Source organism: Aminobacter sp. HY435 (assembly GCF_027568395.1).
Taxonomy (GTDB): domain Bacteria; phylum Pseudomonadota; class Alphaproteobacteria; order Rhizobiales; family Rhizobiaceae; genus Aminobacter.
Genome location: NZ_JANKZL010000004.1, coordinates 167193 through 193741, shown reverse-complemented (window position 1 = coordinate 193741; position 26549 = coordinate 167193). Strand labels below are relative to the sequence as shown.

The following is a 26549-nucleotide window of genomic DNA, read 5'->3' as shown; positions in this document are numbered from 1 at the left end:
GGTTCGCCCCTATGAACACAGCCGAATCCCTGTCCCGACGGTCGTTCAAACGCCCAGCGAAAACTGACATATGGATTGTGGCTGCTTTACGAATTCGCAGAAACTTCATTCCAATTTTAGGATTGGGAGCTACCTTGGCTTGATGTTTGTGCGGCGTTTGCGTGGATTCCAGAGACTGACAGGCGCCCGCGCGCTTCCGCGCGCGGCGTTGGCAGCGCTGTTGGCGACCACCATACTGGCCGTCGAAACGCATGAGGCAATGGCCCTCAAGATATTCGGAATCAGGCTCTGGGGAGCCGGGAACGACGAAGACGACGATATCGTCGATCCGCTGAAATATGCCGTGACATCGTTCGAGGTCATCGGCGAGGACAAGGACCTCAAGAAGGCGCTCGAAAACGCATCGCTGCTGAAGAGCGAGGAAGATCGGCCGGTTTCCGGCTCGCTCGGCCTGCTCGCCAAGGCGCGCAACGACCGCGAGAGGCTTGTCGCCGCCTTGTTCTCCAAGGCCCGCTACGACGGCGTCGTCGACATCTCGATCGACGGCCGCTCGCTCGATTCACTGGAGCCCGACGCGGTGTTCGACGGGCCGCAGCCGGTTGCCGTCACCATCACCATCCATCCCGGCCAGGAATTCAGGCTCGGCGACATCGTGCTGAAGGGTGACGCCGCCGACATCAGGGGGGCCGATTTCGGCCTGATCGCCGGCGGCGATGCCAGTTCCGACGCCGTGTTGCGGGCCGAGGCCGGTATCGTGCGCGCGCTCCGGGAAGAGGGCAGGCCGCTTGCCCATGTCGTCAGCCGGACCATCGTCGCCGACCATCCGACCGCGACGCTCGACGTCACGTTCGATGTCGCCGCCGGTCCCATCGCCGACTACGGCCCGACGACCGTCGATGGGACCGAGCTCGTTGACCGCGAGTTCACCGTCTACATGACCGGGCTCAAGCAGGGCACGCGTTATTCGCCGCAAGAGATCGACGACACGCGCAACCGCCTGCTCGGCCTTGAAGTGTTCTCGAGCGTTGCGATCAACCAGGCCGAGGAGCTCGACGCTGCCGGCCAGATTCCGATGGACGTGCGCGTCAGCGAGCGCAAGATGCGCTATTTCGGCGCCGGCGCGACCTTCTCCAACACCGAGGGTGCCGGCATCGAGGGCTACTGGGGGCACCGCAACCTGTTCGGCCGCGCCGAAAAGCTGCGTATTAGCGGTTCGATCAGCCGCATCGGCGATACCACCGAGATCGGCGATCTCAACTACAATGCCGGCGTCATGTTCGAGAAGCCGGGCGTCATCGGTCCGGTGTCTAAGTTCTTCGCCAACGCCAAGGTGGTGTCCGACCATCCCGACGCCTACGACCGCTTCTCGGTCAAGGCGAGCACGGGTCTAACCTACGAGCTGACCAAGCAGCAGACGGTCTCGGGTGAGATCACCGTCGACTATTCCGACATCGAGGACGTGCTCAATCCCGACGGCAAGAAGTACCTGCTGGTCAGCTTGCCGCTGCAATATGTCTATGACAGCCGCGACAACAAGCTGAACCCGACCAGCGGCTTCCGCGCGCTTGCCTATGCCGAGCCGACCTACGACACGCTGAACGGCAATGCCTTCGTCAAGCTGAAGGGCGAGGGCTCGACCTATTACGGGCTCGATTCCAACAACAAGTTCGTGCTTGCCGGGCGCGTGGCCATCGGCTCGATCCTGGGCGCTTCGCTCGATGAGGTGCCGGCCGACCGTCGCTTCTATGCCGGTGGTGGCGGCTCGGTACGTGGCTACGCCTACCAGGGCATCGGACCGCACACCGACGGCAAGCCGACCGGCGGCCTGTCCTATGCTGAAACCTCAATCGAGATGCGCTACCAGGTGACCGAAAAGATCGGCATCGTGCCGTTTGTCGACGCCGGCACGGTCTCGACGACGCAGTTTCCCAATTTTTCGTCCGTGAAGGTCGGCGCCGGCGTCGGCGTCCGCTACCTCACGCCTTTCGGACCGTTGCGCGTCGATGTCGCCGTGCCGCTCAACCCGGAACCCGGCGACCCGCGCTACGGTATCTATGCCGGTGTCGGCCAGTCCTTCTGATTCCGATGGCCATGCTGAAGAAAATCCTGCGCATCCTGTCTGTTACGCTCCTTATCGTGCTGGCCCTGCTGGCCGGCGCGCTCGGCGTGTTCACCTTGACCTCGAAGGGGCGGGAAAATCTTGCCGGGCTGATCTCCGCTGTTGCCTCCACCGACGAGCAGAAGATCAGGCTGAGTGGTCTTAACGGGATCTGGTCGGGCAATCTGACGCTTGAGAGTGTCGTCATCGAGGACAGCCAGGGTGCCTGGCTGGCGCTGCGCGGCATTTCCGTCGACTGGTCGCCGCTGGCGCTCTTGTCGCGTACGTTCCGCGCGGAAGAGGTCGCCGTCGAGCGCATCGAGGTCGCCCGTCTGCCGCAGGGCGGCGCCAAGACGGAAAGCAGCGGCGGCTTCTCGCTGCCGGTGTCGGTCGATATCCGCCAGATCGACCTGCCTGACATCGCGCTCGGCGAGGTCCTCGCGGGTGCCGGCATCGCCGAGCTGGCGGCCAAGGGCACGCTGCGCGCCGACCGGTCGCCGCTGGCCATCGAAAGCAAGCTCAATGTCTCGCGCAGCGACGGCAGGGAGGGCGTCATCGACGCCGACATCGCCTTCGCCCCAGCCGACGACCGCATCAGGCTCAACGTTCGCGCATCCGAGCCGGCCGGCGGCATCATCGCCAACCTGCTCAAGCTGCCCGGCCAGCCGGCGGTCGAGCTTGTCGTTTCGGGCGATGGCCCGGCGGCCGACTGGAGCGGCACAGGCACCTTCGCCGTCGACGGCAAGGTCGTCACCCGCATAGCCGGAACGCACCAACTGACCGACCAGGGCAACGTCGTCACCGCCAAGGGCGACGGCAATTTCGAGGATTTCCTGCCGGCGATGCTGAAGCCGCTCCTGGCCGGCAACACCACCTTCGACGTCGCCGGCAGCCGCGGCAGCGCCGGCGCCATCGACATCGAGCGCGCCACGATTTCCAGCGAAGCGCTGACCGCCAAGGCCGCCGGGTCGCTCAATCCGGAAGGCGCCGCCGACCTGTCGTTCGACGTCACCGCGGCCAAGGGCCCGATCGTGCTCAGCCTCGGCAGCGACGCCCAGCCGGTGACAGTCGCCGTCAACAGCGCCTCGCTGCGCGCCTTTGGCGACGGCAAGGCACCGGCGGTCGACTTCAGCGCGTCGCTGCTGTCGGTCATCGCCGGCAACACCGAAGTGCGCGACATCGTCGCTTCCGCGCATTCCGACAATTTCGACATTGCCGAGCGCAGCGGCCCGTTCACCATCAAGCTCGGCGTCGCCGAACTCAAGACCGATGTCGCGACGCTGGCCCCGCTGGTCGCCGGGCGGGTATCCGTCGACATGGGCGGTTCGATCAGCAAGACCGAACTCGTCGTAGAGCAGGGCACGATCCGCAGCGATGCGCTGAATGGCGAGATGAACGCCAAGCTCAACCTCGCCGACCTCGCGCTTCAGCTTGGGCTCAAGGCTGACGTGCTGTCGAGCGCCCTGCCGGCCGGCCTGCGCATCGCACTCGCCGAACGCACCCAGTTCTCGGCCACCGCAAGCCGCGATGCCGAGGGCGCGTTCGCTGCGAACGCCATCGAGCTGACCTCTGGAGCGCTCAAGGCGCAGGGCACCGCACGCGTCCAGGGCAGCGAGATAGACGCCGATCTCAAGGGGTCCTTCGCCGACGTTTCGCTGCTGTCCAGGGAAGCCAGCGGCGCCATCGATTTTGCGCTGACCGCCAGAGGCGCGCGGACCGCGCCCGATGTGACGCTGAATGTCACCGCCGACAGCCTGGAGGTCGCCTCGCGACAGATCACCGGGCTCGACCTGAAGGCCAGCGGCACGGTCGATCCTGCCAATCCGGCTGCCACCGTGGCGCTGACCGGCAATGTCGCCGGCCAGGCGCTTGAAGGCAACGCCGTCTTGCGGACCGCAGACGGAACGAGCGAAATCAAGGGTTTGTCGCTGTCTCTTGGCCAAAACAAGCTCTCCGGCGACCTCGTTTTCGACAAGGGCTTCGTGCCCATTGGCGCCATCACCTTCGACCTTCCCGACATCGGCCCGATCGCCGCGCTGGCGCTGGAGACGGCCGAGGGCGACGTGCGCGGCAAGATCAACTTCACCCGCAATGGCGACGTGCCCCAGGTGACAGTCGAGGCGAACACGGCCGCACTCAAGCGCGGCGACATCGCCGCGAACGCGGTCACCGTCAATGCCGACATCCTCAACTACCTGAAGGCCCCGGCGATCTCCGGCACGGTCAAGGCAAAGTCGGTGACATCGGGCAAGACCGTCATCAGCGGCATCGACGTCAGCTTGAAGCGTGACGGCGAATGGACCGGGTTTTCCGGCGGCGCGACCGTTGCCGACATTCCGGCAAGGGCCGCCGGCCGGCTCAAGATCGGCGGCGGCACGACGACCATCGAACTGGCGTCCGGCGAAGCCACTGTACGTGGCATCCGCGCGGCGCTGGCCCGCCCGACGACGGTGGCGATTGCCGGCGGCGTCACCACGCTCGACAAGCTGGCGCTCAAGCTGGGCGGAGGCACCGCCACCGTTTCCGGCACTGCCGGTGCCAATCTCAACCTCAACGCCGTTCTGGCCGACGTGCCTGCCTCGCTCGCCAATTCATTCTCGCCGGGCCTCGGCGCTGCCGGTTCGGTTTCCGGCACCGTAAATGTCACGGGTGCGGCCGCCAACCCGACCGTGCGCTATGACGTCAAGGTTGCGGGCGCGGCAATCGCCCAGACCACGGGCGCGGGTTTTGGCGCCATGAACATCGGCTCAAGCGGCACCTTCGCCGGCGGCAAGCTGACATTCCAGGCCGACATCTCGGAAGGCTCGGGGCTCGCCCTGCGCGGCGGCGGTTCCGTCGTCACCAGCCAACCCGTAACGCTCGATGTCAATGTCTCCGGGCCGGTGCCGTTCGCCTTCCTGACGCGGACGCTTGCCGCGCAGGGGCTGCAACTCACCGGGTCCGCTGACGTCAACGTTCAGGTCCGTGGCCCAGCGTCGTCGCCGGTGATTTCGGGCAATGTCCGCTCCTCCGGTGCTCGTCTGCTGGCGGCGCAGATGGGGCTGTCCATCAACGACATCAATCTCGACATAGGCATCGACGCTGGCGTCGCCCGCATCAATCGCCTGACCGGCAACGTCTCGACCGGCGGAACGCTGACTGCGAGCGGCACTGTCGGCACCAACGCGGCGCAGGGCTTCCCGGCCGACATCGCCATCAAGCTCACCGATGGGCGCTATACCGATGGCCGCGTGGTGACGGCCAATCTCGGCGGCGACATCACCATCAAGGGGCCGCTGGTCACCGCGCCGGTGCTCTCCGGCACCATCAATCTGGCCCGCACGGTCATCAGCATTCCGGAAAAATTCCCGGGCGGGCTGAACGCGGTCGACGTCAAGCACCGCGACGCGCCGAAAGCCGTCATCGCCCAGCAGAATGCCATGCGCCCGGCCGAACAGGCCAGCGGCGGCAACGGCGCGCTCAAGCTCGACGTGACCGTCAACGCACCCAGTCAGATTTTCGTCCAGGGACGCGGTCTCGACGCGGAACTGGGCGGAACGCTGCGCCTGACCGGGTCGTCGGCGGCGCCCGAAGCGATCGGCGAATTCACGCTCAGGCGCGGGCGTCTGTCCGTCCTCGGCAAGCGCCTCAACTTCACCCAGGGATCCGTCGGCTTCTCGGGCTCGCTGGTGCCGACCATCAATTTCGCCGCCGAAACGACAGCCGGTGACGCCACCGTCACCATCGGTATCACCGGTCAGGCCAACAACCCGCAATTCACCTTCTCGTCGGTGCCGGCGCTGCCCGAGGACGAGGTTCTGGCGCGCCTGATCTTCGGCCGCTCGATGTCCAACCTGTCGCCGCTGCAGATTGCCCAACTCGCGGATGCCGCGGCCACGATGGCCGGTATCGGTGGCTCGACGTCGCTGTTGTCGAGCCTGCGCGCGACGCTTGGCGTCGACGACCTGGACATCCGCACCAACGACCAGGGCGGAACCTCGGTTGCAGTCGGCAAATATCTCAACGACCGCACCTATCTCAGCCTTGAAAAGGGCGACCAGCCTGGTTCCGGCAAGGCGACGATCGACCTGAATGTCGGTCGCGGCGTCAAGCTGCGCGGCCAGGCGACCGATGATGGCGAGGCCAAGGGCGGCATCTTCTACGAGCGCGAATACTAGAGCATTTTCGCTTTTCTTCGAATCGCGAAAACGCTCTATCTCCTTGTTTTGACGCAATTCCGAACGGAAAACCGCGTCACACTTTTCCTGGAATTGCTCTAGCGCCGTCCGTTCCTACCGAAGCCGTATCGCCACTATCTCATCGGCGGAGCACGGTGGTTTCGCGAAGGCCCATTCCGCCTTTTCGCGGGTCATCTCCGCGTCTTTCGGCAGCACCATACGCTTCGCGGAAATCTGGCCAACAAAGGCTTCGCCTCGGCTTTTGCGGCCTTGTTGGCCGGCGTGGAGATTTTGGCAAATCCGGCGAGCATTAGCATTTTTGCGTCAATGCTGTCGTAATCGCGCGAACTGCCTGCGTCTCAAAATTGCAGACTTGGACCTGGGAACTACGACATCCAACCGTTTTGACAACGGCAATCGGATGCGAAAAGGTAACGTTACAGGCCAATTCAATGGGAGACGGAAATGACATTCTACAAGAGCAATTCTGATCTTGTCCCCGGCCACATCCGTGAGCTGGCACAGGAAGTCGTCAACGGAAAGATGGATCGCCGCGAGTTTCTGGCGATGGCATCGACCTTCGGCGCCTCGGCTGCGATGGCCTATGGCATGATCGGTCTGGTTGCCCCGACAGAGGCGCTGGCGCAGGAAACCCCGACCAAGGGCGGCGTGCTCAAGGTCGCGCAGTGGATCAAGGATCCCAAGGATCCGCGCAAGGCCGACTGGTCGGAAATCGCCAACGCCCAGCGCCAGGCGATCGAGCCGCTGGTCAAGTACACCGCCAAATACACCTTCGAGCCCTACCTGCTCGAAAGCTGGGAAGTGAATGACGACGCCACCGAATATGTCCTGCATGTCCGCCCGGGCGTGACCTGGAGCAACGGCGACCCGTTCAACGCCGACGACGTGATCTTCAATTTCACCCGCTGGGCCGACAAGAGCGCCGAAGGCAATTCGATGCCCGGCCGCCTCGGCTCGCTGGTCGACGAAAAGACGGGCAAGCTGCGCGAAGGCTCGGTCGAGAAGGTCGACGACATGACGGTCAAGCTGAAGCTGACCTCGTCGGACATCGCGATCATCCCGAACCTGACCGACTATCCCGGCCTCATCGTGCACAAGAGCTTCGACGAGAAGGGCGGCGACTTCAAATCCTGCCCGATCGGCACCGGCCCGTTCGAACTGGTGTCCTACGATGTCGGCCAGAAGGTCGTCTACAAGCGCCGCGAGGATGGCAAGTGGTGGAATGGCGACGTCTATCTCGATGGCGTCGAGCTGATCGACTACGGCACCGATCCGGCCGCCATGGTCAGCGCCTTCGAGGCCAACGAAGTGCACACCAACTTCGAGACTTCAGCCGACTACGTCTCGATCCTCGACGGCCTCGGCCTGGTGAAGTCGGAAGTCGTGACCGCGGCAACCATCGTTGCCCGCACCAACGTCGCCAACAAGCCCTATGACGACCAGAAGGTGCGCCAGGCGCTGCACAAGGCCGTCGACAACGCGGTGGTGCTGCAGCTCGGCTACGGCAATGCCGGCACGGCGGCCGAAAACCACCATGTCGCGCCGATCCATCCGGAGTATTTCGAGCTGCCCAAGCAGACGCGCGACATTGCCGCCGCCAAGGCGATGATGGCGGAAGCCGGCCAGGCCGATTTCGAGCACGAGCTGATCACGGTCGACGAGGACTGGCACAAGAACACCGGCGACGCCATCGCCGCCCAGCTGCGCGAGGCCGGCATCAAGGTCAAGCGCACGGTTCTGCCGGGCTCGACCTTCTGGAACGACTGGACCAAGTATCCGTTCTCGATGACCAACTGGAACATGCGCCCGCTCGGCGTGCAGGTTCTGGCACTGGCCTACCGCACCGGCGAGGCATGGAACGAAAGCGCCTGGTCGAACCCGGAATGGGACAAGAAGCTGAACGCAGCGCTTGCCGTCGCCGACGCCGAGAAGCGCAAGGACATGATGAAGGACATCGAGCTGACGCTGCAGGAGTCCGGCATCATCATCCAGCCGTTCTGGCGCAAGCTCTACAACCACTCGACGGCGGCCGTGAAGAACCACGGCATGCACCCGACCTTCGAGCACGACTACGGCAAGGTCTGGCTCTCCGAGGCATGACCTCGGGTAAGCAGCCTGGAGGGGGCGCCTTGCGCCCCTTCCTCCTCTTGAAGCAGGGTTGATCGGCACGGACCCCAAACCCATCAAGGCAGGGGACGCACATGCTCACATTCATCATCCGACGCCTGGGCACGATGGCGCTGACCATGCTGTGCCTGACGCTTGTGGTGTTCTTCCTCGTCAACCTCGAGCCCAATCTAAAGAAGCTGGCGATCAGCCAGACCGAGATGCGCACGACCTCCGACCAGCTTGAGAGCTGGCTGGTCAAGAACGGCTATCGCGAGAACTTCTTCATCCGCTATGGCCAATGGCTGGGCGTGGTCAAGAAGCAGCCCAACATCGACCCGGCAACGGGCGCTGCGACGCCGCGCTTCCGCTTCTGCGACGAACCCTCCGAGCCGGCTTTCGCTGGCGTCCTGCAGGGCAATTTCGGCTGCTCGACCAAGTTCAAGACCTCGGTCGCCGCCAAGCTGTTTCCGGCCCTCGGCGCCACCGGCATCCTGATGTTCTGGGTGCTCGTGACGATGGTCCCCATAGCCTTGCTGATCGGCATCCTTGCCGGCATGCGCGAGGGCTCGCGCCTCGACAGGACATTGTCCGTCGCCTCGATCGCCACCACCGCCACGCCCGAATATGTCTCGGGCGTCATCTTCACCGTCATCTTCGCGTCGTGGCTCGGCTGGCTGAACGGCTCGGCGGCTTCCGCCAGCCAGGGCATCACCTTCTACAATTTCACGCTGCCGGTCATGACGCTGGCCGTCTACGGCATCGGCTACATCGCCCGCATGACGCGCGCCTCGATGGTCGAGGTGATGACGCAGCAATATATCCGCACCGCGCGCCTCAAGGGCCTGTCGTTCGGCAATGTCGTGGTCAAGCACGCGCTGCGCAACGCGCTCATTGCACCATTCACCGTCATCATGCTGCAGTTCCCGTGGCTGCTCACCGGCGTCGTCATCGTCGAGGTGATGTTCCGTTACCAGGGCTTCGGCTACACGCTGGTCGAGGCAGCCGGCAACAACGACATCGACCTGCTGCTTGGCTGCTCGTTGGTCTCGGTGTTCATCGTGCTGATCACCCAGCTGATTTCCGACATCGGTTACGCCTACCTCAATCCACGCATCAGGGTTCAATAGGGAGCGCGCCGCATGCAGATCGAATACATCGGCGCCTTCCAGATCGTCCTGGGTGTGCTCTACCAGTTCTGGCCGGTATGGCTTGCCATGGCCATCGTGCTCTTCGCCAGCTTCAATTTCCGCAAGCACCTCGGCCTCTACGGCCAGCTCTACGACAGCGGCGTCGGCATATCAGGCGTGTTCATCTGCTTCTTCTGGCTGTTCACGGCGATCTTTGCGTCGCGCGTCGCGCCGTTCGATCCGCTGGCCCAGATCCCGATCATGAAGGACGCGCTGCCGGGCGCCATCGTGCCGGACAGCGGCAAAACCTACCTGTTCGGCGGCGACAAGCTGTCTCGCGACGTGTTCTCGCGCATGGTGTTCGGCAGCCAGATCGTGCTGATCATCGCGCCGGCGGCCACCGCCTTCGCGCTGATGGTCGGCATCACCCTTGGCCTGCCGGCCGGCTACTATGGTGGCAAGATCGACGCCTTCCTGTCGTTCCTCGCCAACCTGGTGCTGGCCTTTCCCGTCATCCTGCTGTTTTACCTGCTGGTGACGCCCGGCATCATGGACACGCCGATCCCCTATGCGATGGCAGGCGTGTTCTTCCTGTTTCCGATCATCTTCTTCACGGTGCTGTTTTACACCCGCTTCAAGACGCGACCGGAAAAGCTCTATCCCTATGTCGGGCTGACGCTGCTGCTCGGCGGCTGGGTCTATGCCGGCCTCGTCTTCAACGCCGATCCGCTCGGCATCATCTCCATCGACCCCAACCAGCTCAACATCTTCGTCGCCGTCGTCTTCGCCTCCAGCCCGGGTGTGTTCCGCATCGTCCGGGGTCTCACCATGGACATCAAGACGCGCGACTACGTCTCCGCCGCCCAGACGCGCGGCGAGCGGCCGTGGTACATCATGCTGTGGGAGATCCTGCCCAACGCGCGCGGGCCGCTGATCGTCGATGCCTGCCTGCGCATCGGCTACACCACCATCCTGCTCGGCACGCTCGGCTATTTCGGACTGGGCCTCGCGCCCGAAAGTCCGGACTGGGGCACGGCGATCAAGGACGCCAGTCGCCTGCTGCGCTCCTTCATCCATCCGGCACTGCCGCCGACTTTCGCCCTGATGTCGTTCGTGCTCGGCCTCAACCTTCTGGCCGATGCGCTGCGCGAACAATCGATGAAGGACTGAGGCTTGATGTTCGGTCGACCCCCACTCCGGCCCTTCGGGCCACCTCTCCCCCGTCGAGCGGGGGAGAGGTGCCTCGCGCAGCGAGGCGGAGTGGGGGGCGACTATTCTGTGACAAGGCACCTCCACCGCCAGGAGAGACGTCGATGAACGAGACCGTCAGAAACGCCGCTGGCCAGGAACCGATCCTCGAGATCGAGAACCTCTCGATCTCGTTCTTCACCCGCGCCGGCGAGATTCCCGCGGTGATGGATTTCTCGTGCACCGTCATGCCGGGCGAGGCGATGGGCATCGTCGGCGAGAGCGGCTGTGGCAAGTCGACCGTGTCGCTCGGCATCATGCGCGACCTCTCCAACATCGGAAAGATCGTCGGCGGGCGCATCAAGTTCCAGGGCAGGGACATGGGCGAACTGTCGGAAGACGAGTTGCGCGCCATCCGCGGCAACAAGATCGCCATGATCTACCAGGAGCCGATGGCGAGCCTGAACCCGGCGATGAAGGTCGGCCAGCAGCTGATGGAAGTGCCGCTGATCCACGACAAGGTGTCGAAGGAAGAGGCCTATGGCAGGGCGCTGGAAATGGTCCGCGCGGTCAAGCTGCCCGATCCCGAGCGCATGATGCGCTCCTATCCGCACCAGCTTTCCGGCGGGCAGCAGCAACGCATCGTCATCGCCATGGCGCTGCTGTCGAAGCCGGCGCTCCTGCTGCTGGACGAGCCCACGACCGCGCTCGACGTCACCGTCGAGGCCGGCATCGTCCAGCTGGTCAAGGGATTGGGCAAGCAGTTCGGCACGTCGATGATCTTCGTGTCGCACAATCTCGGCCTGATCCTCGAGACCTGCGACCGCATCACGGTCATGTATTCGGGTGAGGCGGTCGAGACCGGCTCTATCAAGGACGTGTTCGACCGGATGCGTCACCCCTATACGCAAGGGCTGTTCCGCTCGATCCCGCTGCCCGGCGCCGACAAGAACTCGCGGCCGCTGGTCGCCATCCCGGGCCAGCTGCCGCTGCCGCACCAGCGCCCCAAGGGCTGCAATTTCGGCCCGCGCTGCCACCATTTCGTCGAGGGCGTCTGCAACGCCGCCGAAATCGCGATGCTGCCGGTCGCCGGCCATGACGGCCATTTCAGCCGCTGCGTCCGCTTCAACGAGATAGACTGGGCAGCCCTGCCGCCCGGCGCCGACAAGAAGCATGAGAAAATCAAGCCGGGCGCCACGGTTCTCAAGATCGACGACCTGAAGAAATATTACCGGGTCGGTGGCAGCGAGGTGTTCGGCTCAAGCGAAGGCCGTGTGGTCAAGGCCAACGAGACGATCAGCTTCGAGGCGCGCGAATCCGAGACGGTTGCCATCGTCGGCGAAAGCGGCTGCGGGAAGTCGACGCTGGCCAAGGTGCTGCTCGGGCTCGAAACGGCAAGCTCGGGCAAGGTGCTGCTCGGCAACAAGGAAATCCAGTCGACCGGCATCGAGGACCGCGACGTCGCCACGGTGTCGTCGATCCAGATGGTGTTCCAGAACCCGTTCGACACGCTCAACCCCAGCCATTCGGTCGGCTCGCAGATCGTCCGCACCCTGGAGAAATTCGGCGTCGGCAAGAATGCCAACGAGCGGCGCGAGCGGATGAACGAGTTGCTCGATCTGGTGAAGCTGCCGCGCGCCTTCGCCACACGCATGCCGCGCCAGCTGTCGGGCGGACAGAAACAGCGCATCGGCGTGGCCCGCGCCTTTGCCGGCAATGCCCGCGTCGTGGTCGCCGACGAGCCCGTCTCGGCGCTTGACGTCTCGGTACAGGCGGCTGTCACCGAGCTTCTGATGGACATCCAGCGCAAGTCGAAGACGACGATGCTGTTCATCAGCCATGACCTCTCCGTCGTGCGCTACATCGCCGACCGCGTGGTTGTCATGTATCTCGGTCACATCGTCGAGCAGGGCACCACCGACCAGATATTCTCGCCGCCCTACCACCCCTATACGGAGGCGCTTCTGTCGGCGATCCCGATCGCCGACACGAGCGTCGTGAAAAAGCACATCGTTCTGGAAGGCGACATTCCTTCGGCGATGAACCCGCCATCAGGCTGTCCGTTCCAGACGCGCTGTCGCTACAAGAGCCAGGTGCCGGGCAATCTCTGCGAAACCCAGGTGCCGCCGGTGCGCGAATTCGGTGACGGTCACCAGATCAAATGCCACCTGCCGCCCAGCGCCTTCGACGCGATGGAGCCGGTCATCAGCCTGGGCAAGGGCGGCGCGCACGACATCGCGACCGAGAGGTGAGGGCGGGGAGTGCTTCTCCACGGTCGTGCGGATATTTTTGTTGGGCACGACACTGATGCGTCGCTTCTGGCTACCAAGGGTCTTCCGCTTCCTGCGCCGCTGCGCGAGATCCGCCGTCACGGCATGGATCCCCGGGATCTCCGCCGCTCGCTTCCCTCGCGCTCCGACCCGAGGATGACGGAGGTAAATACGCCCTTGGCCAATGGCCTACGTTGTCTTGCCTTCAGAAGCGAACTCGGCATGCCTGCATTTGATGCGGGACAGGCATGTGTCCGGCCAGCATTTCGAGCCGACGTTGGCGATTGGCACCGGGCGCTTCCACCTCCGTCATCCTCGGGCGCCGCAGGCGCGTAGCGCCGTCGTGGCGTCCCGGGGATCCATGCCGTGACGAAGATGCCGCCGCTGCGGTTCAGAACAACATTGCTCGCCCGGGACGACGGTCGCAACGGACGGCGCCCTGCACCGAAAGACGGCGCCGTCGCCGTGTCTACCTGACCGCTGCCAGCAAGGCGAAATGGGCGCCCTGCGGGTCCTGGCATTGCACGATCCACTGGCCGCCGGGCACCTCCATCGGACCCATCACGACCTTGCCGCCATTGTCGGTCACGCGCTTTGTGGCGGCGTCGATCGCGGCGACGTTGAAATAGAACTGCCAGACCGGCACCGGGATCTGCTCGGGCTTGTTCATCATGCCGCCGATCATGCCGGCGCCGGCGTTGAACATCTGGTAGATGCCCATCTCGCCCATGTCGAACTGTTCGTCCTTGCCCCAGCCGAACTGGCTCGAATAGAAATCGAGCGCCTTTTGCCAGTCGGTGGTGAAGAGTTCATGCCAGCCGACATGCCCCAGTGTATCCAGCGGCACCGCCGGCTGGTCGGGACCATTTGGCTGCAGGACCATGAAGGCTGCTCCTTGCGGGTCGGCGACGACGGCGAAGCGGCCGACGCCCGGTATGTCGTCAGGCGCGCGGTGAACGGTGCCGCCGGCCCTTGCAAGCTTCGCCACCGCGGCATCGACATCCGTAGTGTGGATGTAGCCGAGCCAGGCGGGCGGCATGCCCATTTTCCTGGCATCCTCGGGCAGGGTCATCAACCCGCCGACTCCACGGTCGCCGGCATTGACGATGATGTAGCGGGGCATGCCTGGCGCCTTGTCGAAGGGCTCGGCACGCCAGCCCACCACGGCTTTGTAGAAGGCCTCGGCAGCGTCGAGGTCGGACGTCATCAGTTCGTACCAGAAGAAGGATTGCGGGGTATGGGGCATGATCTGGCTCCCTTGCGTGGCTGCCGTCTTTCGCCGGCATGCGGATCGCCGGTGACGCAGCGGAACCATCATAGGACGCCGACCCGGACGGAATTCCGACAGCGTCGCGAAAATTACTGCGGCGCCGAAAATATCCGATGCAAATCATGACTACAAAAGTCATGTTATTTTTGAGACTTTTCAACTGGTTAGCTCGAAAATTGACCAATTGATAAAAAAATAGAAAGTGCTACGCTTCCTCAAAACCAATAAAAACTGGGGAACTGGAATGGCAGAAGGTCTTTTCAAGGAAGGCATCGTCGGCGGCCGCCTTGAGTCCGCTCAATACGCCGAGAATTTTTCGGATCTGCACCCGCCGCTCGACCATCACGAAGCGCTGGTCGAGGCTGATCGTTGCTACTTCTGCTACGACGCCCCGTGCATGCAGGCATGTCCGACCTCCATCGACATCCCGATGTTCATCCGCCAGATCGCGACCGGCAATCCGCTCGGATCGGCCAAGACCATCTTTGACCAGAACATTCTCGGCGGCATGTGCGCCCGCGTCTGCCCGACCGAGACGCTGTGCGAGGAGGTCTGTGTCCGCGAGGTCGCCGAGGGCAAGCCGGTGCAGATCGGCCGCCTGCAGCGCTACGCCACCGACGTTGCGATGGAGGAGGGCAAGCAGTTCTACAAGCGCGCCGCCTCGACCGGCAAGAAGGTCGCCGTCGTCGGCGCAGGTCCCGCGGGGCTCGCTGCTGCGCACCGTCTCGCGCGCCACGGCCATGACGTGACAATCCTCGAGGCGCGGCCCAAGTCCGGCGGTCTCAACGAATACGGCATCGCCGCCTACAAGAGCACCGACGACTTCGCCCAGGCCGAGGTCGACTATGTGACCGCGATCGGCGGCATCAATACCGAGAACGGCAAGGCGCTTGGCCGCGACTATCATCTCGCCGACCTCACCGCTTTTTATGATGCGGTGTTCCTCGGCCTCGGCCTCGCCGGCGTCAATGCGCTGCGCGCCGATGGCGAGGACGCCAACGGCGTCTCCAACGCCGTCGACTTCATCTCGGTGCTGCGCCAGTCGACAGATCTCGCCGGCCTGCCGGTCGGGCGCCGCGTCGTCGTCATCGGTGGCGGCATGACGGCCATCGACGCCGCCGTCCAGTCCAAATTGCTCGGTGCCGAGGAGGTGACGATCTGTTACCGGCGCGGCCAGGAGAACATGAACGCCTCGGTGTTCGAGCAGGATCTTGCCGCCGCCAACGGCGTCGTCATCCGTCACTGGCTGCAGCCAAAGCAGGTGATCTCCGAAGGCGGCAAGGTCGTTGCCATCGAGCTCGAATACACCGCCATGAAGGGCGACAAGCTCTCGGGTACAGGCGAGGTCGTCAGGCTCGCCGCCGACCAGGTGTTCAAGGCGATCGGCCAGAGTTTCGAGCCGGCGGCACTCAACGGCAGCGGCCCCTCGGTTGCCATGGAAGGCGGCCGCATCAAGGTCGATGGCGAGGGGCGCACGTCGCTCGCCAGGGTTTGGGCCGGCGGCGACTGCATTGCCGGTGGCGACGACCTGACCGTCTCGGCTGTGGCGCAAGGGCGCGACGCGGCTGAATCCATCAACCGCGCCCTGATCGGCTAAGGGAGGACAAGATGGCAGACATCCGCAACAATTTCGTCGGCATCAAGTCGCCCAACCCGTTCTGGCTGGCGTCCGCGCCGCCGACCGACAAGGCCTACAACGTCATCCGCGCCTTCAAGGCCGGCTGGGGCGGCGTTGTCTGGAAGACGCTCGGCGAGGAGGGCCCGCCGGTCGTCAACGTCAACGGCCCGCGCTACGGCGCGATCTGGGGCGCCGATCGGCGCCTGCTCGGTCTCAACAACATCGAACTGATCACCGACCGCGACCTGCAGACCAATTTGCGCGAGATCAAGCAGGTCAAGATGGACTGGCCCGACCGGGCGATCGTCGTATCGCTGATGGTGCCGTGCGTCGAGGAGGCCTGGAAGGCGATCCTGCCGGTTGTCGAGGAGACCGGTGCCGACGGCATCGAGCTCAATTTCGGCTGCCCGCACGGCATGTCGGAACGCGGCATGGGTGCCGCCGTCGGCCAGGTGCCCGAATACATCGAAATGGTGGTGCGCTGGTGCAAGGCAAACACCCGCATGCCCGTCATCACCAAGCTGACGCCCAACATCACCGACGTGCGCAAGCCCGCGCGCGCCGCACGTGCCGGCGGGACGGATGCCGTGTCGCTGATCAACACCATCAACTCGATAACAGGCGTCGACCTCGACAGCTTCGCGCCGGAGCCGACCATCGACGGCAAGGGCAGCCATGGCGGCTATTGCGGCCCGGCGGTCAAGCCGATCGCCATGAACATGGTGGCCGAGATCGCCCGCGATCCGGAAACCGCCGGCCTGCCGATCTCCGGCATCGGCGGTATCACCACCTGGCGCGATGCGGCCGAGTTCATGGCCTTGGGTGCCGGCAACGTGCAGGTCTGCACGGCGGCGATGACCTACGGCTTCAAGATCGTGCAGGAGATGATCGCCGGTCTCGAAAACTGGATGGACGAGAAGGGCCACCGCTCGCTCGACGACATCGTCGGCCGTGCCACCCCCAACGTCACCGACTGGCAGTATCTCAACCTCAACTATGTCGCCAAGGCGCATATCGACCAGGACGCCTGCATCAAGTGCGGCCGCTGCCACATCGCCTGCGAGGACACCTCGCACCAGGCGATAACAAGCATGCTGGACGGTCAGCGCCACTTCGAGGTGATCGAGGAGGAATGCGTCGGCTGCAACCTGTGCGTCAATGTCTGCCCGGTCCAGGGCTGCATCACCATGGAGCCGCTGGCTGTCGGGGCCATGGACAAGCGCACCGGCAAGCCGGTGTCGCCCAACTATGCCAACTGGACGACGCACCCCAACAACCCGATGGCCAAGGTGGCTGCGGAGTAGGGGTGGCAAGCCGTGGGCAGGGCCGGCGGATTTTCCCGCCGGCTTACTGATGAGCGGCACGCTGCTGCCGCTTGACGACATTCGGCCGAACACGGATTTGCATCGTGGCGCCTGTGCCTTTTTCCTCGAACAGGCCACTTGCCTTGATGTTTCTGAGGAACTTGCCGCTGCCGCAGAATGTTGCGGCGAGAGCGGGGTCCGCCCTGCGCAGGGCGTTTGAGAGCGGCGAGAGGGCGAACCAACCACCGCTGGCCGGCGTGAGTTCGATCTTGTCCATCACGCAGAGAAGGCGCTCGTGCGTCTTCTCTGATGGGCCTGGCCCGCCACTTCCAGGTGCGACCGCCGGGCTGGAGGGCTCCTTGTCATGCCTTTCGATCCTGAGTTCGAAGAAGCCGGTGTAAGCGCCCTTCAGCGTGCTGCCGGTCTTGGCCTCGCCGATGCCATAGACCTTCTTGCCGGCCCCCAGCAGCCGGTGGACCAGCGGCAGGAAATCCCGGTCGCTGGAGGCGACGCAGAACACGTCGACCTTGCCTTCGTGAAGCAGGTCCATCGCCTGGATGGTCATTGCCATGTCGGTCGAGTTTTTGCCCTTGCCGCTCGACAGTTGGAAGACAGGCTCAAGCACGTTCGAGCGGCATTGTTCGGTCCAGCTTGCCAGCCGTCCGGCGGAGAAGTCGCCGAAGACCTTTCTGACCAAGACCCTGCCGAGTGATTGCGCATGCGCCAGAATCGCCGGTGCCTGTCTGGCCGGCAGATTTTCGGCGTCGATCAGCAGTGCGATGCTTGCGTTCGTCATGGGTCCACCTCAGCGGTGAGGCGACAATAGGATTGTTTTTTCAATGTGTGGTTGCGGATAAGGCCGGCATTTTAACAAAAAACTGCCGCGGGTCGCCGGCGGTTCACCATCGAGCATCTGCGGATGTGCTGAACGGCGCAGGTCTTATCCAGATTTTCGCAGGTGAGTATTGCAGATAAGATTTATCCATGACATAAAGTATCCACGATAAGGAGATGGCGATGAAGCTTGGTGATGGCGTGGAGGCAGCGATCCATTGCGCGGCGATGCTGGCGGGCGTCGACGGCGACGGCACGCTGCCGGGCAATGCGATGGCCGAAGCCTTCGGCCTGTCGCCGAGCTATCTGCTCAAGCATCTGAAGGCGCTGACGGCGGCGAAGGTGCTGGAATCGGTGCCCGGCCCCAGCGGCGGCTATCGGCTGGCGCGGCCGGCCGAGCAGATTACGCTGCTCGATATCGTGCTGGCGATCGAGGGCAGGGAGCCGGCGTTCCGCTGCGGCGAGATCAGGCAGAAGGGCAGCCACGCGCTCGACCCGTCGGCCTATGTGAAGCCCTGCGGCATCAACGTCGCCATGCTCAAGGCCGAGCGCGCCTACCGGATGGCGCTTGCCGGCACACGTCTCTCCGACATTGTCACCGATTTCACTGAGAACACCGATCAGCGCATCGTCGCCGCCAGTTGCGCCTTCGTGGCGCAGAACCAGCGGCCGCAGAATTCCCGAACCAGGATGAAAGGCTGAGATCATGAAGCAGAGACTGAATTTTTTCGCCACCGCTCCCGATCTGATGAAGCAGGTCGTGGCGCTGAACACCGCAATCAACGAATGCGGGCTCGAGCACGGCCTGCTGCATCTGATCAAGCTGCGCGCGTCGCAGATCAACGGCTGCTCCTATTGCGTCGACATGCACAGCCGCGAAGCCAGGCAGGACGGAGAGACCGAACAGCGCCTGTGGCTGGTCGCCGCCTGGAAGGAATCGCCGCTGTTTTCCGAACGCGAACGCATGGCGTTCAAATGGACCGAGGCGGTGACCAACATTGCCGATGGCGGCGTTCCGGCCGAACTCTATGCCGAAGGCCTCCAGCATTTCTCGGCGGAGGAACTGGTCAAGCTGACGGTGGCTGTCGGCATGATCAACACCTGGAACCGGATTTGCGTGACGTTCCACGCCATCCATCCGGTGGACCAGGCCAAGGCGGCCTGAGGCAACCCCTGTCTCATTGGAAAAGAATTCAGATCAAGCGGCCGCCTGGCGGTCGCGGGCGGAGTTTGATGTTCGAAAACGTTTCAATGCTCGATCTCGTCGCACGATTGCTGTTTGGCGGGATGTTCGTGTTTGTCGGCCTGCGCAACATTGGCAATGCCAAGATGCTCGCCGGCATGATGACGGCGCGCGGAGTGCGGCTGGCCGAACCCGTCCTGTGGGCCGGCATCTCGCTGCAGATCCTCGCCGGGCTGATGGTGATCGCCGACTTCCATCTCGTCTATGCGGCGTCGGCGCTGGTCCTGTTCATGGTCGCGACGTTGCCGATGTTCCACAATTTCTGGAACTACCAGGGCATGGAACGCACTTCGCGCTTCAACAGCTTCGTCGGCGCCTTCCTGCTGGCCAGCAACCTGCTGCTCCTGATTTCGAGAAGCCAGTAGAGGCGGTTCTCCGAAATCGATTCAGCTTTTCGGCCTAAGCCCTTCAAGGAAAAGCTGTTCGAGGAAGCGCGCGGCGTCCTCGAAGCGACCGTCGCCACCGCGGTCCGGGCCGAGCACGGCGCGGACCTGGACGTCGAAATCGGCATAGTGCTGGGTTGTTGCCCAGATGGCGAAGATCAGGTGCCAGGGGTCGGCCCTGGCGACCTTGCCTGATCGCATCCAGCCCCTGATGACCTCGACCTTTTCGTCGACCAAAGTTTTCAGTTCGCCTTCGAGCATCGCCATGATGCGCGGCGCGCCCTGCAATATCTCGTTGGCGAACAGCCGGCTCTCGCGCGGATAGTCGCGCGCCATCTCGAGCTTGCGCCGGATGTAGCCCCTGAGTTCGGTCATCGGATCGCCGATGTCGTCCAACTCCTTCAGCGGCGCCAGCCAGGTGGCGAGCAGCCGGTGCATCAGCGTCTCGTGGATGTCTTCCTTGCGGCGGAAATAGTAGAGCAAATTGGGCTTCGACATACCCGCCGCTTCGGCGATCTGGTCGATGGTCGAGCCCCTGAAACCGTTGGTCGAAAACACCTCGAGCGCCGCTTCGAGGATGACCTCGCGCTTTTCTTTCTGGATGCGTGTTCGGCCGCGCGGCGTGGAGCCTTCCATGGTCATGACGTCCCGCATTCGAGGGTAGGCTGAAGCGCCATCTGGACCAATCCGCTGGACCAGTTCTTGCCGACCTGTGGAGCGCGCCTCAGAAGCCGCATTTCCGGTAGTAATCCCTTGACCGCCGATGCGGCGGTGCTAACGTTTGTCCAATCGGTCAAAAAATTGCGTAACACAAAAACGCATCGAAGACCAAGCGTTGGCCGTGTCGAAACAGGGGAAGAAAGGGAGCTTGGTCATGTCGGACAGGCTAAAAGTTACGCCCAACGATCTCAGCGCATTCTGGATGCCGTTTACTTCGAACCGGCAGTTCAAGCAGGCGCCGCGGATGATGGTTGCGGCCAAGGATATGCACTACACGGCCAGCGACGGCCGCAAGATTCTCGACGGCACCGCGGGCCTGTGGTGCGTCAATGCCGGCCACTGCCGGCCCAAGATCACCGAGGCGATCCAGAAGCAGGCAGCCGAGCTCGACTATGCGCCGGCGTTCCAGATGGGCCATCCGATCGTCTTCGAGCTGGCCAACCGCCTCGTCGACATCGCGCCCGAGGGCATGGACCATGTGTTCTTCACCAATTCCGGCTCGGAATCGGTCGAGACCGCGCTCAAGATGGCGATCGCCTACCAGCGCGTGAAGGGCGAGGGCGCACGCACCCGCCTGATCGGCCGTGAGCGTGGCTACCATGGCGTCAATTTCGGCGGCATCTCGGTCGGCGGCATCGTCACCAACCGCAAGATGTTCGGCACCCTGCTGGGCGGCGTCGACCACATGCCGCACACGCATTTGCCGGCCAAGAACGCCTTCACCAAGGGCGAGCCCGAATACGGCGCGGAGCTGGCCGACGAGCTGGAGCGCATCGTCACGCTGCATGACGCCTCGACGATCGCTGCCGTCATCGTCGAGCCGGTCGCCGGTTCGACCGGCGTGCTGATCCCTCCGAAGGGCTATCTGCAGCGCTTGCGCGAGATTTGCACCAAGCACGGCATCCTTCTCATCTTCGACGAAGTCATCACCGGTTTCGGCCGTCTCGGCACGCCGTTTGCGTCCGACTATTTCGGCGTCGTCCCCGACATCATCACCACGGCAAAGGGCGTCTCCAACGGCGTCATCCCGATGGGCGCGGTGTTCGTGAAGAAGGAAATCCACGACGCCTTCATGACCGGGCCGGAGCACCTGATCGAGTTCTTCCACGGCTACACCTATTCGGGCAATCCGATTGCTTCGGCGGCGGCTCTGGCCACCCTCGACACCTACAAGGAAGAAGGGCTGCTGACCCGCGGCGCCGAGCTTGCGTCGTACTGGGAGGATGCGCTGCATTCGCTGAAGGGCGAGCCGCATGTCATCGACATCCGCAACATCGGCCTGATCGGCGCGATCGAGCTTTCGCCGATCGCCGGCAGCCCCAGCAAGCGCGCCTTCTCGGCTTTTGTGAAGGCATTCGAGCGTGGCGCGCTGATCCGCACGACAGGCGACATCATCGCGCTGTCGCCGCCCTTGATCATCACCAAGGGGCAGATCAACGAACTGATCGATCATGTCCGCGAAGTGCTGCGGATGATCGACTGATCATCTGGAGCTTGATCCCGGGGGGGCAGGCATGCTCTGCGGGATCGCGCTCCGGCGAACAAGGGTGTCCCGTCCGCAACAGGGCGGGACCCTGGGCGAAAGCCCGCCGAAGGAAATCCGGCGCCGGGAACCGCTGGTGTTTCCGGGCAGAACAAGAAAATGAGAGGACGTTGGCCATGGCCGCTCCAGGTGAAAATCTGCGAATCAATTCAGAGCGTTTGTGGGATTCGCTGATGGAAATGGCGAAGATTGGCCCCGGCATTGCCGGCGGCAACAATCGCCAGACCCTGACGGACGAAGACGGCGAGGGCCGACACCTGTTCAAGAAATGGTGCGATGCTGCCGGGCTCGAAATGGGCATCGACGAGATGGGCACGATGTTTGCCCGTCGCGAAGGCACCGACCCGGACGCGCTGCCGGTCTATATGGGCAGCCATCTCGACACCCAGCCGACCGGCGGCAAGTTCGACGGCGTGCTCGGCGTGCTCGGCGGGCTCGAGGTCATGCGCACCCTCAACGACCTCGGCATCAAGACCAGGCATCCGATCGTCGTCACCAACTGGACCAACGAGGAAGGCACGCGCTTTGCGCCGGCGATGCTGGCGTCGGGCGTGTTTGCCGGCGAGCTGGACCAGGACTGGGCCTACGATCGCAAGGACGCGCACGGCAAGCGCTTCGGCGACGAGCTCGAGCGCATCGGCTGGAAGGGCACCGAAAAAGTCGGCACACGCAAGATGAAGGCGTTCTTCGAACTGCACATCGAGCAGGGGCCGATCCTCGAGGACGAAGACATCGAAATCGGCGTCGTGACGCACGGCCAGGGGCTGAAGTGGCTGCAGGTGACGCTGACCGGCATGGAAGCGCACACCGGCTCGACGCCGATGTACAAGCGCCGCAACGCCGGGCTCGGCATGGCCAGGGTGACCGAGCTGGTGCACGAGATCGCCATGGATTACCAGCCCGACGCGGTCGGCGCCGTCGGCCACATGGAGGTCTATCCCAACTCGCGCAACATCATTGCCGGGCGGACGGTCTTCACCATCGACATCCGTTCGCCGGAAAAGGAAGTGCTCGACGCGATGGACCAGCGCATCCGCGAGGGTGTGGCGACCATCTGCGAGGCGCTGGATATTTCCTTCGAGATCGAGCAGGTCGGCCATTTCGATCCGGTCGCCTTCGACAAGGATTGCGTCAAGGCGGTGCGCGATGCCGCCGAGCGGCTCGGCTACAGCCACCGCGACATCGTCTCCGGCGCCGGCCACGACGCCTGCTGGATCAACCGCGTGGCGCCCACCGCGATGGTGTTCTGCCCATGCGTTGACGGCCTGAGCCACAACGAGGACGAGGAAATCTATCCGGAATGGGCGGGCGCTGGCTGCGACGTGCTGTTCCACGCCGTGGTCGAGACGGCGGAGATCGTGGAGTGAACTGCTCCGCTCCCGCAGCCCTGGGAGGGCTCGGGAGCGGGTTACACGCATGAGTGAACATCTGGAGTATCCGACACTGTAGGCCAGGAACGATGCCAAAGCGCTCGCAGAAGCGCGGCATGACATGGGGAACGAGGAATGACGGAAGGCACGAGGAGCGACATGGTCGTTTCGGCCGGCCGGGCGTGCGCGCCCGCCGGGCGCGGCGTCGCCATGTGCCACAGCAACCCTATCTATCGCGGCAGGCGCCCCGTTTGCGGGGACAGAGCTTCAGAGCAGGCCTGAGCCATGGACGTGGAAGCCCTTCTCCAAGGTGTGATCCGCTTTTCGAATTTCATGACGTCGCGGCTGCTCGTGGCGGGCATCGTCTTCTACATCGCCTCCGGCTTCACCAACATCGGTTCAGCGACCGAGGGGTTCCTGCCCAATGCCGACCTCTTGAACGGCGTGGTGGAGAACTACCAGAACATCTTCGACGTGCTCGGCGTTTCGGATTTCGCGCTGCTGCTGATCCTGTTCGTGTTCCTGACCACGATCCACATCATCTATGTCGTGTTCGACCGCATTGGCGACTACCTGCCGCCGGCGATCGTGCCGCTGTCGGGCTGGGAGGCCAATGACGACGTCACGCTGACAGCCTTCGACATCTTGCGCGAGGCGCGTGGCGAGGAGCACACCGACGAGGAGAACCAGCGCCTCTATTTGTTCAAGAAGAAACTGCGCGATATCGAGCAGGCCATCGAGGCAAGGTACAGCGGCGAGGTCGAGGGCATCGCCGCCGCCTACCGGATTTCCAAGACCTTCGTGGTGTTTTCGGTGGCGACGCTGATCGTGGCGCTGGTTTTTGGCAACTACGCCGGCGACCTCAATGTTCTGCTTGTCATCATCGGGTTGTCGGTACTGACTTCCTTCTACACCGCCTTTGCGATCTTCCGCTCCAACTACGAACGCATCACCGCCATCCGCCACGACGTCATCGTGCAGTTCCTGGAGTTCTCGCGCATCTGGGCGCCGCAGGAATTCCAGCGGCGCATCGCCGAGGCATGCACGCCCTCGCGCGATCTCCGGCCGGCGCAATTCGCGGTGCTGGTGCCGGTGTTCGGCACGCTCGACGAGCTGATCGGCGACGTCAAGCGCTGGCGTGAGCGCCGGGTGCGGAGGCGGGCATGATGGCCACGCTCAGCACAGTTCGCATGATGCATGCACCAGCCGCCCGGCGGCTGGCGGCCTCTCTGCCAATCCAAGAACAAGAATGGGGTACACCATGACCAAAGTCATCCGAAACGGCACCATCGTCACGGCCGACCGGACGTGGAAGGCCGACGTGCTGATCCAGCATGGCAAGATCGTCGCCATCGGCGACAATTTGCATGCGGACCACGACTTCGACGCCACCGGCTGCTACATCATGCCCGGCGGCATAGACCCGCACACCCATCTCGAAATGCCGTTCATGGGCACCTATTCGGCCGACGATTTCGAAAGCGGCACGCGCGCCGCCCTTTCCGGCGGGACGACGATGGTTGTCGACTTCTGCCTGCCGTCGCCCGGCCAGTCTCTGCTCGAGGCGCTGCAGATGTGGGACAACAAGACCTCCAAGGCCTGCTCCGACTACTCGTTCCACATGGCGATCACCTGGTGGAGCGAGCAGGTTTTCAACGAGATGGCTCAGGTCGTCGACAAGGGCATCACCTCGTTCAAGCATTTCATGGCCTACAAGGGCGCGCTGATGGTCGACGACGACGAGATGTACTCGTCGTTCAGGCGCTGTGCCGAGCTCGGCGCGCTGCCGCTGGTGCATGCCGAGAACGGCGACGTTGTCGCCCAGCTGTCGGCCAAGCTGCTTGCCGAAGGCAACAACGGGCCCGAGGCGCATGCCTATTCGCGTCCGCCCGAGGTGGAAGGCGAGGCGACCAACCGTGCCATCATGATCGCCGACATGGTGGGCAGCCCGCTCTATGTCGTGCACACCTCGTGCGAGCAGGCGCATGAGGCGATCCGCCGGGCCCGCCAGAAAGGCATGCGTGTCTATGGCGAGCCGCTGATCCAGCATCTGGTGCTCGACGAGACCGAATATTTCAACCGGGATTGGGACCACGCGGCGCGCCGGGTGATGAGCCCGCCCTTCCGCAACAAGCTGCATCAGGACTCTTTGTGGGCCGGCCTGCAGGCGGGCTCGCTGCAGGTGGTGGCGACCGACCATTGCTCGTTCACGACCAAGCAGAAGCGCACCGGCGTCGGCGACTTCACCAAGATCCCCAACGGCACCGGCGGGCTCGAAGACCGCATGCCGGTGCTGTGGACCAAGGGTGTCAACACCGGCCGGCTGACGATGAACGAGTTCGTCGCGGTGACCTCGACCAACATCGCCAAGATCCTCAACATGTACCCGAAGAAAGGCGCCATCGTCGAAGGTGCCGACGCCGACATCATCGTCTGGGACCCCAAGCGCAAGAAGACGATTGCGGCAAAGACCCAGCAGTCGGTCATCGACTACAACGTCTTCGAGGGCATCGAGGTGACGGGCCTGCCGCGCTTCGTCTTCACCCGCGGCGAACTGGCGATCCAGGAGCATGAGGTCAAGGCCAACCCCGGCCACGGCGAATTCGTCGCCCGCGAGCCGCATGCCGCGGTCAACCGGGCGCTGTCGCAGTGGAAGGAGATCACTGCACCGCGCAAGGTCGAACGGACAGGCATCCCGGCGACGGGGGTGTGATCGCTTGTTCCTGGTGGTTCCGATGGTGGCGAGGGCATTCCGATGGCACCGAAGACTGTCACGCCCAGGCAAGGTTTCGACAGATACTTCTCGCTCGGCGCGCTTGTTGGGGGTGTGTTCGCCGGGGTCTGGGCTGGTGGGACCATGGTGATACTCTCCAATGCCGAATCCATTTCGGAATTGCCATCGCATGCAGCTGGTTCGGCTTTTGTGAGCATGGTGATCGCAATTTTCTGGACCATTCCTGTGAGCGCGGTCGTCGGTCCGGTTGTCGTTGTGATAGCGATAGCAAGGCGCCATCATCCACTGCCGGGTTTTGTAGGAGCTATGGGTTGGGGGGCTGCCGTTGGCTTGACGATTGGATTGCTGCTCGTCTTGCCCGACGTCGTCACCCGTGGGGCTGTTCTTATTCTTAGCAACTGGCCGCTCGTCCTGGGCGGAATCGTGGGTGGAACGGTTGGCGGGGCCGCCTATCGGGCACTTTATGTCTACCGTTATCCGGACGAAGGGCACGATCGGCAAGGAGGTCTCGTTTGACCAATCAAGGCTCCACGGAAAGAAGCCGGCCGTTTTCTGTGTTT

At 63.7% G+C, this 26549-nt stretch carries 19 protein-coding genes; 16 read left to right on the top strand and 3 right to left on the bottom strand.

The annotated features are described in order from the left end of the window. Positions 1–220: 220 nt before the first annotated feature. From PCJ21_RS05930 to PCJ21_RS05905, 6 genes are all read left to right on the top strand, one after another. The gene (locus PCJ21_RS05930; RefSeq protein WP_442865965.1) at positions 221–2080 is read left to right on the top strand and encodes an autotransporter assembly complex protein TamA; all 1860 of its coding nucleotides are present in this window, start codon (positions 221–223) and stop codon (positions 2078–2080) included. Positions 2081–2091: 11 nt separating this feature from the next. Beyond that, the gene (locus PCJ21_RS05925; RefSeq protein WP_333474386.1) at positions 2092–6255 is read left to right on the top strand and encodes a translocation/assembly module TamB domain-containing protein; all 4164 of its coding nucleotides are present in this window, start codon (positions 2092–2094) and stop codon (positions 6253–6255) included. A gap of 465 nt (positions 6256–6720) precedes the next feature. Beyond that, positions 6721–8376 (top strand): ABC transporter substrate-binding protein, encoded by a 1656-nt coding sequence (locus tag PCJ21_RS05920; RefSeq protein ID WP_269930450.1) that lies wholly within the window; start codon positions 6721–6723, stop codon positions 8374–8376. Positions 8377–8477: 101 nt separating this feature from the next. Continuing rightward, on the top strand, positions 8478–9512 hold the full coding sequence (locus PCJ21_RS05915; RefSeq protein ID WP_269930449.1) for an ABC transporter permease: 1035 nt from the start codon (positions 8478–8480) through the stop codon (positions 9510–9512). Between the two features lie 12 nt (positions 9513–9524). After that, the gene (locus tag PCJ21_RS05910) at positions 9525–10682 is read left to right on the top strand and encodes an ABC transporter permease (RefSeq protein ID WP_269930448.1); all 1158 of its coding nucleotides are present in this window, start codon (positions 9525–9527) and stop codon (positions 10680–10682) included. Positions 10683–10825: 143 nt separating this feature from the next. Next, on the top strand, positions 10826–12952 hold the full coding sequence (locus PCJ21_RS05905) for a dipeptide ABC transporter ATP-binding protein (protein ID WP_269930447.1): 2127 nt from the start codon (positions 10826–10828) through the stop codon (positions 12950–12952). Between the two features lie 487 nt (positions 12953–13439). Here PCJ21_RS05905 and PCJ21_RS05900 read toward each other — a convergent pair whose 3' ends face one another. After that, positions 13440–14216 (bottom strand): VOC family protein, encoded by a 777-nt coding sequence (locus PCJ21_RS05900; protein WP_269930446.1) that lies wholly within the window; start codon positions 14214–14216, stop codon positions 13440–13442. A gap of 268 nt (positions 14217–14484) precedes the next feature. Here PCJ21_RS05900 and PCJ21_RS05895 point away from each other — a divergent pair, with 268 nt between their 5' ends. Further along, positions 14485–15837: an NAD(P)-dependent oxidoreductase gene (locus PCJ21_RS05895; protein ID WP_269930445.1), complete on the top strand. Its 1353-nt coding sequence runs from the start codon at positions 14485–14487 to the stop codon at positions 15835–15837. A gap of 11 nt (positions 15838–15848) precedes the next feature. Continuing rightward, positions 15849–17162: an NAD-dependent dihydropyrimidine dehydrogenase subunit PreA gene (gene preA, locus PCJ21_RS05890; protein WP_269930444.1), complete on the top strand. Its 1314-nt coding sequence runs from the start codon at positions 15849–15851 to the stop codon at positions 17160–17162. A 43-nt stretch (positions 17163–17205) separates the two neighbouring features. Here the strand turns inward: preA and PCJ21_RS05885 are convergent, their stop codons facing one another. After that, positions 17206–17958: an NYN domain-containing protein gene (locus PCJ21_RS05885; protein WP_269930443.1), complete on the bottom strand. Its 753-nt coding sequence runs from the start codon at positions 17956–17958 to the stop codon at positions 17206–17208. Positions 17959–18179: 221 nt separating this feature from the next. On the opposite strand from PCJ21_RS05885, the gene PCJ21_RS05880 reads away from it, so the two are divergent. The 3 genes from PCJ21_RS05880 to PCJ21_RS05870 all read left to right on the top strand — a co-directional run bounded on the left by PCJ21_RS05880 (position 18180) and on the right by PCJ21_RS05870 (position 19604). Continuing rightward, on the top strand, positions 18180–18698 hold the full coding sequence (locus PCJ21_RS05880; protein ID WP_269930442.1) for an RrF2 family transcriptional regulator: 519 nt from the start codon (positions 18180–18182) through the stop codon (positions 18696–18698). A 4-nt stretch (positions 18699–18702) separates the two neighbouring features. Further along, positions 18703–19161 carry a carboxymuconolactone decarboxylase family protein gene (locus PCJ21_RS05875; RefSeq protein ID WP_269930441.1) on the top strand — a complete coding sequence of 153 codons (459 nt, stop codon included), beginning with the start codon at positions 18703–18705 and terminating at the stop codon, positions 19159–19161. A 68-nt stretch (positions 19162–19229) separates the two neighbouring features. Beyond that, positions 19230–19604 carry a DoxX family protein gene (locus tag PCJ21_RS05870; RefSeq protein ID WP_269930440.1) on the top strand — a complete coding sequence of 125 codons (375 nt, stop codon included), beginning with the start codon at positions 19230–19232 and terminating at the stop codon, positions 19602–19604. A gap of 21 nt (positions 19605–19625) precedes the next feature. Here PCJ21_RS05870 and PCJ21_RS05865 read toward each other — a convergent pair whose 3' ends face one another. Beyond that, a complete protein-coding gene (locus tag PCJ21_RS05865) occupies positions 19626–20258 on the bottom strand; it encodes a TetR family transcriptional regulator C-terminal domain-containing protein (protein WP_269930696.1) in 633 nt (210 codons plus the stop codon). A gap of 238 nt (positions 20259–20496) precedes the next feature. Here PCJ21_RS05865 and PCJ21_RS05860 point away from each other — a divergent pair, with 238 nt between their 5' ends. The 5 genes from PCJ21_RS05860 to PCJ21_RS05840 all read left to right on the top strand — a co-directional run bounded on the left by PCJ21_RS05860 (position 20497) and on the right by PCJ21_RS05840 (position 26505). Beyond that, on the top strand, positions 20497–21825 hold the full coding sequence (locus tag PCJ21_RS05860) for an aspartate aminotransferase family protein (RefSeq protein WP_269930439.1): 1329 nt from the start codon (positions 20497–20499) through the stop codon (positions 21823–21825). Between the two features lie 176 nt (positions 21826–22001). Next, on the top strand, positions 22002–23252 hold the full coding sequence (locus PCJ21_RS05855; protein WP_269930438.1) for a Zn-dependent hydrolase: 1251 nt from the start codon (positions 22002–22004) through the stop codon (positions 23250–23252). Positions 23253–23540: 288 nt separating this feature from the next. Next, on the top strand, positions 23541–24422 hold the full coding sequence (locus PCJ21_RS05850) for a hypothetical protein (protein WP_269930437.1): 882 nt from the start codon (positions 23541–23543) through the stop codon (positions 24420–24422). A gap of 94 nt (positions 24423–24516) precedes the next feature. Then, the gene (gene hydA, locus PCJ21_RS05845; RefSeq protein ID WP_269930436.1) at positions 24517–25968 is read left to right on the top strand and encodes a dihydropyrimidinase; all 1452 of its coding nucleotides are present in this window, start codon (positions 24517–24519) and stop codon (positions 25966–25968) included. Positions 25969–26010: 42 nt separating this feature from the next. Further along, positions 26011–26505: a hypothetical protein gene (locus PCJ21_RS05840; RefSeq protein ID WP_269930435.1), complete on the top strand. Its 495-nt coding sequence runs from the start codon at positions 26011–26013 to the stop codon at positions 26503–26505. Positions 26506–26549: the final 44 nt, after the last annotated feature.

Coding starts and splice junctions, on each gene's coding strand:
- PCJ21_RS05925 (WP_333474386.1), top strand. CDS start 2,092: ATGCTGAAGAAAATCCTGCGCATCCTGTCTGTTACGCTCCTTATCGTG.
- PCJ21_RS05920 (WP_269930450.1), top strand. CDS start 6,721: ATGACATTCTACAAGAGCAATTCTGATCTTGTCCCCGGCCACATCCGT.
- PCJ21_RS05915 (WP_269930449.1), top strand. CDS start 8,478: ATGCTCACATTCATCATCCGACGCCTGGGCACGATGGCGCTGACCATG.
- PCJ21_RS05910 (WP_269930448.1), top strand. CDS start 9,525: ATGCAGATCGAATACATCGGCGCCTTCCAGATCGTCCTGGGTGTGCTC.
- PCJ21_RS05905 (WP_269930447.1), top strand. CDS start 10,826: ATGAACGAGACCGTCAGAAACGCCGCTGGCCAGGAACCGATCCTCGAG.
- PCJ21_RS05900 (WP_269930446.1), bottom strand. CDS start 14,216: ATGCCCCATACCCCGCAATCCTTCTTCTGGTACGAACTGATGACGTCC.
- PCJ21_RS05895 (WP_269930445.1), top strand. CDS start 14,485: ATGGCAGAAGGTCTTTTCAAGGAAGGCATCGTCGGCGGCCGCCTTGAG.
- preA (WP_269930444.1), top strand. CDS start 15,849: ATGGCAGACATCCGCAACAATTTCGTCGGCATCAAGTCGCCCAACCCG.
- PCJ21_RS05885 (WP_269930443.1), bottom strand. CDS start 17,958: ATGACGAACGCAAGCATCGCACTGCTGATCGACGCCGAAAATCTGCCG.
- PCJ21_RS05880 (WP_269930442.1), top strand. CDS start 18,180: ATGAAGCTTGGTGATGGCGTGGAGGCAGCGATCCATTGCGCGGCGATG.
- PCJ21_RS05875 (WP_269930441.1), top strand. CDS start 18,703: ATGAAGCAGAGACTGAATTTTTTCGCCACCGCTCCCGATCTGATGAAG.
- PCJ21_RS05870 (WP_269930440.1), top strand. CDS start 19,230: ATGTTCGAAAACGTTTCAATGCTCGATCTCGTCGCACGATTGCTGTTT.
- PCJ21_RS05865 (WP_269930696.1), bottom strand. CDS start 20,258: ATGGAAGGCTCCACGCCGCGCGGCCGAACACGCATCCAGAAAGAAAAG.
- PCJ21_RS05860 (WP_269930439.1), top strand. CDS start 20,497: ATGTCGGACAGGCTAAAAGTTACGCCCAACGATCTCAGCGCATTCTGG.
- PCJ21_RS05855 (WP_269930438.1), top strand. CDS start 22,002: ATGGCCGCTCCAGGTGAAAATCTGCGAATCAATTCAGAGCGTTTGTGG.
- PCJ21_RS05850 (WP_269930437.1), top strand. CDS start 23,541: ATGGACGTGGAAGCCCTTCTCCAAGGTGTGATCCGCTTTTCGAATTTC.
- hydA (WP_269930436.1), top strand. CDS start 24,517: ATGACCAAAGTCATCCGAAACGGCACCATCGTCACGGCCGACCGGACG.
- PCJ21_RS05840 (WP_269930435.1), top strand. CDS start 26,011: ATGGCACCGAAGACTGTCACGCCCAGGCAAGGTTTCGACAGATACTTC.